9 protein-coding genes are annotated in these 12,819 nt (G+C 72.3%); 3 read left to right on the plus strand and 6 right to left on the minus strand.

Translation table 11 applies throughout. The features are described 5' to 3' along the window. Positions 1–131: 131 nt before the first annotated feature. A complete protein-coding gene (locus ABT171_RS08125; RefSeq protein ID WP_351241029.1) occupies positions 132–950 on the plus strand; it encodes a YhjD/YihY/BrkB family envelope integrity protein in 819 nt (272 codons plus the stop codon). Here the strand turns inward: ABT171_RS08125 and ABT171_RS08130 are convergent. From ABT171_RS08130 to ABT171_RS08150, 5 genes are all read right to left on the minus strand, one after another. After that, entirely contained in the window at positions 947–3,763 is a 2,817-nt protein-coding gene (locus tag ABT171_RS08130) for an NHLP bacteriocin export ABC transporter permease/ATPase subunit (RefSeq protein ID WP_351241031.1), read from the minus strand. The two genes, ABT171_RS08125 and ABT171_RS08130, sit on opposite strands and share 4 nt — an antisense overlap. Position 3,764: 1 nt before the next feature. Beyond that, a complete protein-coding gene (locus ABT171_RS08135; protein WP_351241033.1) occupies positions 3,765–5,987 on the minus strand; it encodes an NHLP family bacteriocin export ABC transporter peptidase/permease/ATPase subunit in 2,223 nt (740 codons plus the stop codon). Beyond that, positions 5,984–6,790, minus strand: coding sequence for an HlyD family efflux transporter periplasmic adaptor subunit (locus ABT171_RS08140; protein WP_351241035.1), 807 nt, complete (start codon positions 6,788–6,790; stop codon positions 5,984–5,986). The genes ABT171_RS08135 and ABT171_RS08140 overlap by 4 nt, the downstream gene beginning before the upstream one ends. A gap of 101 nt (positions 6,791–6,891) precedes the next feature. Beyond that, positions 6,892–7,107, minus strand: coding sequence for a type A2 lantipeptide (locus ABT171_RS08145; protein WP_351241037.1), 216 nt, complete (start codon positions 7,105–7,107; stop codon positions 6,892–6,894). Between the two features lie 455 nt (positions 7,108–7,562). Beyond that, complete coding sequence (locus ABT171_RS08150) at positions 7,563–7,976, minus strand: PaaI family thioesterase (RefSeq protein ID WP_351241039.1); 414 nt, start codon at positions 7,974–7,976, stop codon at positions 7,563–7,565. Positions 7,977–8,176: 200 nt separating this feature from the next. Between ABT171_RS08150 and ABT171_RS08155 the strand changes: the two genes are divergently transcribed. Further along, a complete protein-coding gene (locus ABT171_RS08155) occupies positions 8,177–9,628 on the plus strand; it encodes a S1 family peptidase (protein ID WP_351241121.1) in 1,452 nt (483 codons plus the stop codon). 104 nt (positions 9,629–9,732) lie between these two features. Here the strand turns inward: ABT171_RS08155 and ABT171_RS08160 are convergent, their stop codons facing one another. Then, positions 9,733–11,883, minus strand: coding sequence for a SpoIIE family protein phosphatase (locus tag ABT171_RS08160; protein WP_351241123.1), 2,151 nt, complete (start codon positions 11,881–11,883; stop codon positions 9,733–9,735). Positions 11,884–12,205: 322 nt separating this feature from the next. Between ABT171_RS08160 and ABT171_RS08165 the strand changes: the two genes are divergently transcribed. Continuing rightward, complete coding sequence (locus ABT171_RS08165) at positions 12,206–12,814, plus strand: LuxR C-terminal-related transcriptional regulator (protein WP_351241041.1); 609 nt, start codon at positions 12,206–12,208, stop codon at positions 12,812–12,814. Positions 12,815–12,819: the final 5 nt, after the last annotated feature.

Consider the following 12,819-nt stretch of genomic DNA (forward strand, 5'->3'; position numbering starts at 1 on the left):
GGCTTCCGATTCTCCGGTGCACACGGCGCGTAAACAGCCCTCTCCCGGGCCGTGTCGTGAGTTGCCCGGAGCGCGCCGGAGTGGATGAATCGGCACAGGAGAGCGTGTGGGCGGCGAGCACGGGAGGAGCCGTGAGGCGGTTGCGGCGCGGGCTGCACCGCGCGTGGGAGTGGCTCAGGGCCGGAGCCCTGCTGGCACACGGCCGCGAGCTGGAACTGATGCACCGGGCCATGGGCTTCGCCACCCTGGCGCTGGTGACGCTGGCACCGCTGCTCATCGTGGTCGCCGCCGCCGATCCCCTGGTGCGGGGCGGTTTCGCCTCGTGGCTGACCGACGGCATGGGCCTGTCCGGCCGGTCCGCCCATGTGATCACCGACGTCATCAGCCCGCCGCGCAAGGTCATCGGCACGACCAGTGTCCTGGGCGGTGTCCTGCTGGCCGTGTTCGGCGTGTCCTTCGGCGGCAGCGTGCAGAACGCCTATGAACGGATCTGGGGCGTGCCCCCCGGCCCCTGGCACCGGGTCTGGCGGCAGGCGACCTGGCTGGTGGTGCTCACCGCCTACCTCTACCAGGAGGTGGCGACGAAGAACTCGCTGCACGGGGCCCAGCGGATCGCCCTGTCCGCCGCCAGCGGCGTGCTGTTCTTCTGGTGGGGACAGCGGTTCCTGCTGGGCGGCCAGATCCACTGGCGCTCGCTGTTCCCGGGAGCTGTGGCCACGGTCATCGGCCTGGTCGGGCTGCGGGCCTTCTCCTACCTCGTCTTCACCCCGCTCATCGTCACCAACGCGCTCAGCTACGGCGCCGTCGGCACCGTGCTCGTGGTGGAGTCCTGGCTGATCGGCGTCGGCTTCGTCATCTACGGCGGCGCCCTGTTCGGCCGCTGGTTCTGCGAGCACCACTGGATGCCGCACCACGACGACCACCAGGAGGACGACACGGAGACCGGTTAGGCCATCTGGCGGCGCACCAGCTCGTGCAGCCGGCCCGTGGTGTCGGCGAGCAGCTCGGACGGGGTGCCCTGCTGGACCACCTTGCCGTCCTCCATCACGATCACCCGATCGGCGTCCAGGACCGTCGACAGCCGGTGCGCGATGACGACCCGGGTGGCGTTCAGCTTGCGGGTGCTGTCGATGACGATGCGCTGGGTGTCGTTGTCCAGGGCACTGGTGGCCTCGTCGAAGAACAGGATCCGCGGGCGCCGGATCAGCGCCTGGGCGATCATCAGGCGCTGCCGCTGGCCGCCGGAGACGGACCCGTTGCCGGCCACGATGGTGTGCAGGCCCATCGGCATCCGCTTGATGTCCTCCGCGAGACCCGCCAGTTCCGCCGCCGCCATCGCCTCCTCCGGCGTGTACGGCTCGGTGCCGCATATGACGTCCAGGATGGAACCGGTGAACGGCTGCGCGTGCTGGAGCACCACCCCGCACTGGCGGCGCACCGCCGACTGGTCGAGCGCCGCGAGGTCCTGGCCGTCGTACAGGACACTTCCGGAGACCGGCTTGTCGAAGCCGATCAGCAGCCTCAGCAGCGTGGACTTGCCGCAGCCGCTCGGGCCGACGACCGCCACGAACTCGCCAGGCCGGATCGCGAAGGACACGTCGTCCAGGACGAGCGGGCCGTCGTCGGCGTACCGGAAGGAGAGCCGGCGGGCCTCGATCGCGCCGGACAGCGGGCCCGGCCGGGTGCTCGACGTGCGCACCTCCGGGGTCGCCTCGAAGACCGGCTTGATCTCCTCGAAGAGCGGCAGCGCGGCCACCGCCGACACGAACGAGCCGGTCAGCTGGGTGACCGAGGTCAGCACCATCGTCACCGAGGTGTTGAAGGCGAGGAAGTCGGCCGCCGACATCGCGCCCTTGGCCGGGCCTGCCAGCAGCATGAACATCAGCAGGGTGCACACCGGCAGGTAGATCCCGCCGAGCACCGTGGTGAGGTTCTTGATCCGGCCGACCTTCTGCTGCAGCTCCCGGCTGTGCGCGAACTCCCGCGCCCAGGCCGCGTAGGCGTAGTTCTCGGCCGCCGCCACCCGCAGCTTGGGCAGCCCCCGCAGGGTCTGGAAGGCCTGGTTGTTCAGCTTGTTGCCGAGCGCCACCAGCTTCCGCTGCCAGCGCACCTGCCACAGCCCGAGCCCCAGGAACACGGCCGCGATGACGACGAGCATGCCGATCGCCGCCAGGGCCATCGACGGGCTGTACCAGAACAGCAGGCCCAGGTTCATCGCGCCGACGGTCACCGACTGGGCGACCACCGGGCCGACACCCGCCAGCAGCCGCCGCATCGCGCTGATGCCCATGGCGGCACTGGCGAGTTCACCGGTGGAGCGCTGGGTGAAGAACCGGGTGGGCAGCCGGAGCAGCCGGTCCCAGACGGCGGGCTGGAGCGCGGCCTCGATCCGGCCCTCCAGGCGCAGGATGGACAGGTTCTCCAGCAGCGTGAACGCCGCCGCCACCACGCCGCTCACCATCACGGCCAGGCACACCTGGACGATCAGGCCCTCCTGGGCGCGCGGCACGTACTCGCCGAGCACCTTGCCCGTCGCGATCGGCACCAGCGCGCCGATCGCCACCGTCACCAGGCCCGCCAGCAGCAGGCCGAGCAGATCACCCCGGGTGCCGCGCAGGCTGAACCGCAGCAGGCCGAACGGCGAGAGCGCCTTGTCGGGCAGCGGCCGGTAGAACATCACCGCGCGCGGCTCGAACTCGTCCGCGTTCGCCTTCTCGATCGGGGTCTCGCGGCCGGATCCGGGGTGGACGGCCACATAACCGCCGCGCCGCCACAGCAGCGCGACCGGCGCCCCGGACAGCGCCCGGTGCCCGACCAGCGGGCCCACGTTCTCCCGCCACCAGCGCCCCTGGAGCCGTACGGCACGGGTGCGCACCCGGGAGGCGAGCGCCACCCGTTCGACCGGGTCGAGGCGTTCGCTCCCGGTGCCGCTCTGCGCGGGCTCCGCCAGCCTGATCCCGGCCGCCTCGGCGACCAGCTTGCAGGCGGCGTAGCCGGCGTCGGCGTCGGCGGCCGTGGTCCGGCGGGCCGAGCGCTTGCCGATGGACGCCAGCAGCGTCTGGTCGGCCTCGGCGCGCACCGCCTCACCGGCCTTGATCCCGGCGGCCGTACGGGTCTCGTGGGTGCGCTCCAGCTGCTCGATCCACCGGTCCAGCGCGGTCAGCAGCCGGTACTGCTGGTCCACCATGGACTGCCACAGCGCCGGGTCCATCAGCAGGTCGGCGGCGGCCTCCGCGCCGTACAGCGAGCCGTACTGGACGCTGCCCGGCGGCACCTGCATCCAGAACACGTCGTCGTCGGTGGGGGCCTGGGCCCGCTCCTCGGCCATCGGCGCCTGGAAGAGCACCGACAGGCCGCGGCCGACGCCGAGCGCGACGGCGTACTCCAGCGGGCTGGTGGCGGGCGGCACGTACTGGGGGTTGCCGTACTCGTCGTACGACCAGGTCTGGGTGTTCGCCGGCTGGTACAGCTCGCGCAGGCTGATCCGGTGCACCACGCAGTCCCGGACCGGGCGGGCCACCAGGGTGTGCTGGGGTCCGGCGACCGGGCCGAGCAGCAGCGCGCCCGGCTCCAGCCGGCCCAGGTGGTGCCAGTGGCCCTGCTGGACGGCGTCCACCGCGAACAGGTCCAGGGCGCCGGCCGCGACCAGCCAGAGCACCTGCGGGCCTTCCAGGTCCAGGCGGTTGAAGCCGGCGCAGTCGACGCGCGTGCCCATGGACCCCAGCGCACCGAGCACGAGGTCACCTTCGCCGATGGTCGTCATCTCACCGCTCCCTGACCAGCGCGGCGTACGCGCCGCCGCGCGCCACCAGCTCCTCGTGCCGCCCGCGCTCGACGACCGTGCCGTGCTGGAGCACGACGATCTCGTCGCTGTCGCGGACGGTGCTCAGCCGGTGCGCGATCACCACGCAGGCACAGCCGCGCCGGCGCAGGTTGTCCATCACGACCAGCTCGGTCTCCGCGTCGAGCGCGCTGGTCACCTCGTCCAGGACGAGGATGCTCGGCCTGCGGACCAGGGCCCGCGCGATCTCCAGCCGCTGGCGCTGGCCGCCGGAGAAGTTGTGGCCGTCCTGCTCGACCCTGCTGTGGATGCCGCCGGGCCGGCGCATCACCACGTCGTACAGGGCCGCGTCCCGCAGCGCCTCCACCACGGCCTCGTCCGGGATCGACGGGTCCCACAGCGCCACGTTGTCGCGGACCGAGCCCTCGAAGAGGAAGACGTCCTGGTCGACGAAGGAGACGGAGGCGGCCAGCGCGCCGCGCGGGATGTCCTCAAGGCGGCGGCCGTCGATGCGGATCACCCCGTCCCACGGGGTGTACAGGCCGGAGATGAGCCGGGACACCGTGGACTTGCCGCTGCCGGAGCCGCCCACCAGCGCCACCTGCTGCCCCGGGCCCACGGTCAGGTCGAAGCCGCTCAGCAGCGGCTTGTCCAGCGGGCTGTAGCCGAAGGTGACGTTCTCCAGCTCGACATGCCCGTGCAGCCGGCGCGTGGAGTCGGCGCCGCCGGGGCGGGCGTAGAGCGGGTCGGCCTGGAAGTTCTCCACGTCCTTCAGCCGGGCCACGTCGGCGGCGAAGTCCTGGATGCGGCCCGCCACGCCGTTGAGCCGGGTGAGGGGAGCGGTGAAGCGGGTGACCAGCGCCTGGAAGGCGACCAGCAGACCCACCGAGATGTGCCCCTCGATCGCGCGCAGGCCGCCGATCCACAGGATCAGCGCGCTGTTGAAGGTGGCGAGCGTCGGCGCGACCACGCCGAGCCAGGCGCTCGGCACACCGAGCCGCTGCTGCTCCTCCAGCGTGGCGGCGTGCTGCCCGGCCCACTTGCGGAAGTAGCCGTCCTCACCGCCGGTGGCCTTCATCGTCTCGATCAGCTGGAGGCCGGTGTACGAGGTGTTGGTCAGCCGCGCCGTGTCCGCGCGCAGCTTCGCCGTACGGGTCGCGCGCAGCCGTACGACCAGCCGCATGGCGACCACGTTCAGCAGGGCCACGCCGATGCCGACGAAGGTCAGCTGCGGGTCGTAGGTGTAGAGCAGCACGGCGTACAGGACGACGACGATCGCGTCCACGCCCGCCGCCGCCAGGTCGCGGGCCAGGGTCTCGGCGACCTGGTCGTTGGACTGCAGCCGCTGCACCAGGTCGGCGGGGGAGCGCTGGGCGAAGAACGTCACCGGCAGCCGCAGCAGATGGCGCAGGAAGCGGGCGCTGGAGAGGGTCGAGGAGATGATCCGGCCGTGCAGCAGATTGGCCTGCTGCAGCCAGGTCAGCACCAGGGTGAGCAGGACACAGGTCGCCATCGACGCGAACAGCACGCCCAGCAGGGAGGTCTGGCCGCCGATGAGGAACGTGTCGATGTAGGTGCGGCCGAGCGCGGGTACGGCGGCGCCGACCGCGACCAGCAGCAGGCTGGCCAGGACCGCGGCGGGCAGGGTGCCGGCGGTGCCGCGCAGCCGGGCCGGCATCGCGCCGAGCACGCCCGGCTTGCGTCCGCCCTTGGTGAAGCCCTCGCCCGGCTCCATCACCAGCACCACACCGGTGAAACTGCCGTCGAACTCCTCCATGGGCACGAACCGGCGGCCCTTGGCGGGGTCGTTGATGTACACGCCGCGCCGGCCGAAGCGGCGGCCCATGCCGTCGAAGACGACGTAGTGGTTGAACTCCCAGAACAGGATGGCCGGTGCCCGCACCTCGGCGAGGGCGGCGAGGTCCATCTGCATGCCTTTGGCCGTCAGGCCGTAACCGCGGGCCGCCTTCAGCAGGTTGGAGGCGCGCGAGCCGTCGCGGGAGACGCCGCAGGCGATGCGCAGTTCCTCCAGCGGGATGTGCCGGCCGTAGTGGCCGAGGACCATCGCGAGGGAGGCGGCGCCGCACTCGACGGCCTCCATCTGGAGCACGGTGGGGGTACGGACCGTGCCGCCGCTGGGCTTGGGGACCGGCCGCTTGGCCGGGGCGGCGCGCCTGCGACTGCGGGTTTCCGGTGGGGCGGTCACGGGAGGAGCCAATCGACGGGATGCTGGTCGGCCAGCTTGACCGAACCGGAGGCGAGCGTCATGGAGTCCAGCCGGAACGGCGGCCCGTCGGTGGTGGACCAGCGGTAGCCGCTCTTCGTGGCCGTCGACCTGTCGAGCGCGACCAGGACGGCCACCGGGCGGCCCTTGCGGGTGAACTGCTCGCCGAGCTGGCTGTCGCCGAGGAACGCGGAGATCGACTGGGCGGACTGCGCGGCGCGGTCCACGGACTTCACATGGCCGCGCAGCACGCCGTACGTCTGGGCCGGCACCGAGGAGACGGTGAGGTCGACGGCGGCGTGCGCCGGGATGGCGGCGGCGCTCTCGGCGGGGACGTACACGGTCGCGTACAGCGGGTCGGAGGCGTGGGCGACCTTCTCCACCGCGGCGACGTTGGTCCCGGTCTGGATGATCTGCCCGATGGTGGCGGCGAGCGCGGTGACGCGGCCCGCGGCGACCGTGCGGACCACGGAATCGCCCTGGGACGTACGGACCTTCAGGACGGGCGCGTTCGCGGGCAGCCGCTCGCCCTGCGTGGCGAGGACGGCCGTCACCTGGCCGGACACCGGGCTCTGCAGCAGATAACTGCCCTGCCCGTGCGTGAGGATGGCCGGTGCGCTCACCGTGGAGGCGACCGAACCGGTCACCGCCCAGACGGAGGCCACCGCCATGACGACGACGGTGACACCGAGGGCGAGCCAGCCCTGCGGGCGGGCCAGCCGTACCGGAAGGTCCAGCTCTTCGGGTGACTGGAGCTTGGCGAGGGCCTGTTGGCGGAACTGCACGGGACTTCCCTCACCTGTGGGAGAGACGCTGGTGTTTCAGGGCATCCGAGAGCCCCGGAGCCGAGGAACGACTCCGGGACTTCCGTTGCAACGAGGTGCGATCAGAGACCGGCGACCAGGTTGGTGACCGGCTGCACGTTCAGGCCGGTGACACCCTCGACGGTGCCGACAACCGTGTTGACCAGGCCGGAAACCGGGGCGACGCCGTTCACGGCACCGGTCACGGTGTTGAGGGCGTTCACGGACAGACCGCCGGAGACGTTGTCCAGCTCGGCGTCCGAGATCTCGACGGTCTCAACCTGGGGGGTGGAGTTCATGGTGGAACTTCCCTTCCTGATGGATATTTCACAAGGGGGAGAGCGGCCCCCTCTGGGGACAGACGGACGGCCGCGACCGCGGGCGCCGGGCCCCCGTCTCCGGGAGCCCGCCGCGACCCCCGCGGTGCAATGGATCAAAGCACGCACGCTGGGCGCGCTTCCAATCAACCAGGGCTCTCACCTGCGCACTTGATGCCCGGAGAGGTTCATCCGTGCAGGCGTGCGCACGCCGTGTCGGCGACTCCTTCACATGCGGCACCGCATCGGCGCGTCCGGTCCCTTGCCCGCCGGGCGGCGAATCCGGCACTCCACGCCAATGGAGTGCCGGGGCGCGCGGGGATGTGGAGATCCCAGGTCGGCGGTGACTTGGTTGAGTATTCAATGTGCAGATTCCCTGAAGAGGGGATTCCGCTTCGCGCCCGGAACGGATCGTTACTGATCAGTAGCGGAACGTGTCAGACCAGAATCGCGTACACCGTGCTCGCCCGTGCCGCGAGCGCGCCCGAACCGGCGTCGCTCAGTGTGATGTCCGCGAATGCCATCCGGCGGCCCAGCTTCGTCAGGACCGCTTCGATCCGGACATCGGAACCGGTTACCGCGCGCTGGAACGACGTCGACTGCTGCACCGTGGTCATCGGCACGAAGCCGCCCCGCGCGGCGGACACCGCGATCACCGTCGCCGTGTCCGCGGCGGCCATCAGCGCCTGCCCCGACAGCCCGCCGCCCTCCCGGGCCAGCCGCTCGGACCAGGGCAGTCGCAGCACGGCCCGGTCCTCGCCCACCGTCTCGACGGTCAGCCCGAGATCGAGCACCCAGGGGGCGAAGTTGGCGGAGAGGATCTTGTCGGCTTCGGCGGGCGTCATCGTCATATGGGGGATTGTTCCCGGCGGCCTCCCACGACACGCGCGGCTTGGCCGATTCGCCCGCCCCGTACGGCCGTTGGGAAACGGAATTGAACACACCGCGCAGCCGGTGCGTACGTACGGCCATCCAGGCGCCACGAAACGAACTGCCCGTCAGCGGCAGACCCCCCGTCCCCAGGAGGTCGAGAAGTTTGAGTCACAAGCGAATGCCCAAGCGCAAAGCCGCGATAGCGGTGGGCGGTGTCGCGGCGCTCGGAGCAGCGGCCCTCCTGCTGCCGAACGCCAACGCCTCGCAGGACAAGAACCAGGCGTCGGGCACCACCGGCACGGTGAAGACGCTGAAGGCCACACAGGCCTCCCACCTCGCCGCCCAGCTCCAGAAGTCCCTCGGCGACGCCTTCGCCGGGTCGTACTTCGACAGCGGCAAGCAGCAGCTCGTCGTCAACGTGGTCGGCGGCGACAGCAACACGATGGCCCAGGCGCAGAAGGCGGGCGCGGTCGTGCGCCAGGTGAAGAACAGCACCCGCGCCCTCAAGGCGGCCGCCGGAACGCTGAAGACCAAGGCGACGATTCCCGGCACCTCCTGGGCCGTGGACCCGCGCACCGACAAGATCCTGGTCACCGCCGACTCCACCGTGACCGGCGCCCGGTGGAACAGACTGCAGTCCACCGTCCGGAGCCTCGGCTCCGGCATGGCCACCCTGAAGAAGTCCGCCGGCACCTTCAAGACGTTCGTCTCGGGCGGCGACGCCATCTTCTCCCAGACCCAGCAGGGCGGTGTGCGCTGCTCCCTCGGCTTCAACGTCACCGCTTCCGACGGCAGCCCGGCCTTTCTGACGGCCGGTCACTGCGGCGTCGCCGCCAAGGACTGGTCCGACTCCCAGAACGGCCAGCCGATCGCCACCGTCGACCAGGCCAAGTTCCCCGGCAACGACTTCTCGCTCGTCAAGTACAACGACCCCAACACCCAGGCGCCCAGCGAGGTCAACGCCGGCAACGGGCAGACCGTGCAGATCACCCAGGCCGCCGACGCCACCGTCGGCGAGACCGTGTTCCGGATGGGCTCCACCACCGGACTGCACAACGGCCAGGTCATCGGACTCGACGCCACCGTCAACTTCCAGAGCGAGACGAACCCCGGCGGCACCGACACCGTCAACGGCCTCATCCAGACCAATGTCTGCGCCGAGGCCGGCGACAGCGGCGGCTCCCTGTTCACCCAGGACGGCAGCGCCGTCGGCCTCACCTCCGGCGGCAGCGGCGACTGCACCAACGGCGGCGAGACCTTCTTCCAGCCGGTCACCGCCGCCCTGCAGGCGACCGGCGCGACCCTCGGGAACGGCGGGAACGGCGGCAACGCCGGCAACGGCGGCAACGGCGGCGCGGACAACAACGGCAACGGCGCGGGCGACCAGTCCGGTTCCGCCGCCCCGTCGGCCTCGGCGGGCGACCAGTCCGGCCAGTCCGGCCAGTCCGGCGCCGGTGACCAGTCCGGCGGCTCCGCTGATCCGTCCGCCTCGGCCGGAGACCCGTCCGGGAACGGCGCCGGTGACCAGTCGGGGAACGGCGCAGGCGCCGGTGACCAGTCCGGCAGCGGCAGCGACCCGTCCGGGGCCGGCTCGGCGGGCGACGGGTCGTCCCTGACCAGCAGCCGCTGACCCGAACGGCACCCAGCTCCCCGGCCGGCCTCACCCGCGGTTCCGGCCGGCCGGGGGTGGTCCGGCCCTCCGGCGGGAGGGCCGGACCTTTCCCGTCCCGTCCGTCAGGCGTCCTCGCGGGCGCGCAGCAGGAGGACCGCCACATCGTCGGCCCGCTCCCGCGCCGCCGCGCTGTGCCGGACGACCTCGTCCGCCAGCCGCTCCAGCGGCTGGTCGCCGATCTCCGACAGCAGCCCGCCCAGGCCGACCAGCGCGTCCTCGATGTCGATGCCGGGCGCCTCCACCAGACCGTCGGTGTACAGCACGAGCACGGAGCCGGGCGCGAGGGACACCTCGGTCGTCGGGTACACCGCGGCCGCGTCGATCCCGAGCAGCGGGCCGCCGGCCAGGTCCAGCACCCGCACCCGCCCGTCCGGCCGTCTCAGCAGCGGCGGCGGATGCCCCGCCCGGGCCATGACCGCCCGCCCGCGCACCGGGTCCAGCCGCAGATACAGGCAACTGGCGAACAGCTCGCTGCCCAGGTCGATCAGCAGCCGGTTGGTGCTGCTCATCACTTCGTGGGGCGCCTGCCCGACCGTGGTGTACGCCCGCACCCCGGTGCGGATCTGCCCCATCAGGCCCGCCGCGGTCACGTTGTGCCCCTGCACGTCCCCGATCACCGCCGCCGCCAGCGGCAGCGTCGGCACCAGGTCGTAGAAGTCGCCGCCGATCTCCATGCCGTGGGTGGCCGGCACATAGCGGGCGGCCGCCTCGATGCCGGGCGGCGGCGCCAGCGAGTGCGGCAGCAGGGCCTGCTGGAGCCCGTGCGCGAGCCGTAGCTTGGCGTCGTAGAGCAACGCCCGCTCCAGCGCCTGCGCGATCAGCCCGCCCAGCGACGTCAGTACGGCCCGCTCGTCGGCCGGGAACACATGCGGCTCGGCGTACGCCAGCACACAGGTGCCCACCGGCCGCCCGGACGCGATCAGCGGCAGATACGCCCAGGCGGCGAAGCCGTCCCGGGTCTCGTGCCGGCACGGATACAGCCGCTCCAGCTGCTCCCGGGAGTCGAAGAACGCGGGCACCCCGCTGTTCAGCGCCTGGGTGCCCGGGGTCCGCTCGGTCAGCGGCAGCCCGTGGAACCGCTCCACGGTGTGCGGATCGCCGTACCCGCGATGCCCGAGCACGTGCAGCCGCCCGCCCTGCGAGCCGAGGACCAGCATCGCCTGGCTGCCCACGGCCGGCGCCACCTCGTCCCAGACCAGCTGCACCACGTCCTGGACCCCGACCGCCTCGGTCAGCGCGCCCGCGAGGCTCAGCACCTGGGAGATCGTCACCAGCCGGGACGGGGAGGCGCCCGCCCGCGCCGCACCCCGGGCCATCTCCGCCACCGCCCGGGCCCGGCTGATCCGCACGCTCAGCCCGGTCGTGCTCGGATACATCCGGAACGACAGCCACTCGCCCGGCGGACGCAGCGCCACGAACGACGTCACCTGCTGGCTGACCAGCGCCGCCCGGTACCGGTCCTCGTACATCGGGTCGTTCAGCCAGGGCACCGACGCCCATGGCAGCGTGCCGAGCAGTTCCGCGGCCGGTCTGCCGAGCAGCTCGGCGGCGGCCGTGTTCACGAACCCGATCCGGCCGTGCAGATCCAGCGACACCAGCCCGTACGGCAGCCGGGACACCATCCGCGCCGCCTCCACGGAGCCCGGCGTGTCGGCCACGCCCGCGACCGGCTCCGCCATCACATCGGCCTCGCGTTCGAGCGGCCGGTCGTCCCGCGCGGCCCGCTCCAGCCGCAGCGCCAGCCGGTCGCAGGCCGCCCGCAGCCGGTCCCGATCCCGGTCGGACAGCTCCGGCGCGTGCGCACCCGGCCAGGTCACGAACACCGCGCCGTACAACCGGCGCGCCGTCGCCACGGGCAGCGCGGCCAGCGCGAACGGGTACGGCAGCACCACCGCGATCCGCGGATAGCGGCGGGCCATCTCCTCCTCGCCGCTCACCCACACCAGCCGCCGTTCGCGCGCGGCGTCGGCGACCGGGATCGGCGCGCTCAGCCCGACCCGCTGCCAGGGCGCCGCGAAGGCGCGGGGCATGCCCGCCATCACCGCCATCTTGAGGACCGGCTCGTCGGGCCCGACCAGGTACACCGCTCCGGAGTGCGCGCGCACCTCGCGCATCATCGACACGAGCGCACGCGACAGCACCGGCTGGGCGACCGGTGGCCCGTCGGCCGCCGGTGCCGGTCGCGGGCCCGGCCCGTCGGACACGCCGACCACCTCCTCGTACGGCCGTGCCGCGCATCCTGGGGACAACATTCCCCCGCGGCGGTGCCCCGCGCACGGCGAACGCCCCGGCCGGGGCCGCGGCCCTGTGGTGGACGCCTCCGCATACCCGCTTCGCCCGCCTCCATGCCCCACCGATGGAAGCGCGGGCGGCGTACGGGCGCCTCGCGTGCGCCCCCGCGCACCCCGATGGCCGGATCTACGCGCCCGCGAACGGTAACGGCACCCAAGAATGGGCACGCGCTGTCCCATGCCGTGGACATGGCACGGACGGCGACGGGAACGGACAGAGGACGAACAGCCGAGGGGGCGGGCAGTGATCCGGGTACTTCTGGTGCACGACGCGTGTCTGGTGCGATCGGTCCTGGCGGAGTGGCTGCGCCGGGAGCCGGGGCTGGTCGTGGACGACACGCCGTGGCAGGGTGCCGCCGCCCGAGTGCGGTCCTTATGCCCGGACGTGTGCGCGGCGGACCTCGACCGCGCGGACGGCCAGGGGATGCCGCCGCTCGGCGAGCTGTGCCCGCCCGGCACCGGCGGCAGACCGCCGGCGCTCGTGGTGCTGGCCCAGGCGAACCGGCCGGGGCTGCTGAAGCGGGCCGCCGAGGCGGGTGCGCTCGGCTTCGTCGACAAGGCGGGTTCACCGGAGCGGCTGGTGGGGGCCATCCGGTCCGTCGCCCAGAGGGAACGTTTCATCGATGCCTCGCTGGGCTTCGGCTTCCTCAAGGCGGCCCAGATGCCGCTGACCAGACGCGAGCTGAGCGTGCTCTCCCTCGCGGCCGCGGGTGCCTCCATCGCGGAGATCGCCGGCAGCCTGCACCTGTCCCTCGGCACCGTCCGCAACTACATGGCGTCGATCACCCGTAAGACCGGCGCACGCAACCGGATCGACGCGATTCGCATATCGCAGGGGGAGGGGTGGGTGTGAGGGCG

The sequence above is a fragment of the Streptomyces sp. NPDC001851 genome (assembly GCF_040297165.1).
Classification (GTDB): domain Bacteria; phylum Actinomycetota; class Actinomycetes; order Streptomycetales; family Streptomycetaceae; genus Streptomyces.

Bases quoted from the DNA above. Each gene is read 5' to 3' on its own strand.
- ABT171_RS08130 (WP_351241031.1), bottom strand. From the start codon at position 3,763: ATGACGACCATCGGCGAAGGTGACCTCGTGCTCGGTGCGCTGGGGTCC.
- ABT171_RS08155 (WP_351241121.1), top strand. From the start codon at position 8,177: ATGCCCAAGCGCAAAGCCGCGATAGCGGTGGGCGGTGTCGCGGCGCTC.
- ABT171_RS08150 (WP_351241039.1), bottom strand. From the start codon at position 7,976: ATGACGATGACGCCCGCCGAAGCCGACAAGATCCTCTCCGCCAACTTC.
- ABT171_RS08145 (WP_351241037.1), bottom strand. From the start codon at position 7,107: ATGAACTCCACCCCCCAGGTTGAGACCGTCGAGATCTCGGACGCCGAG.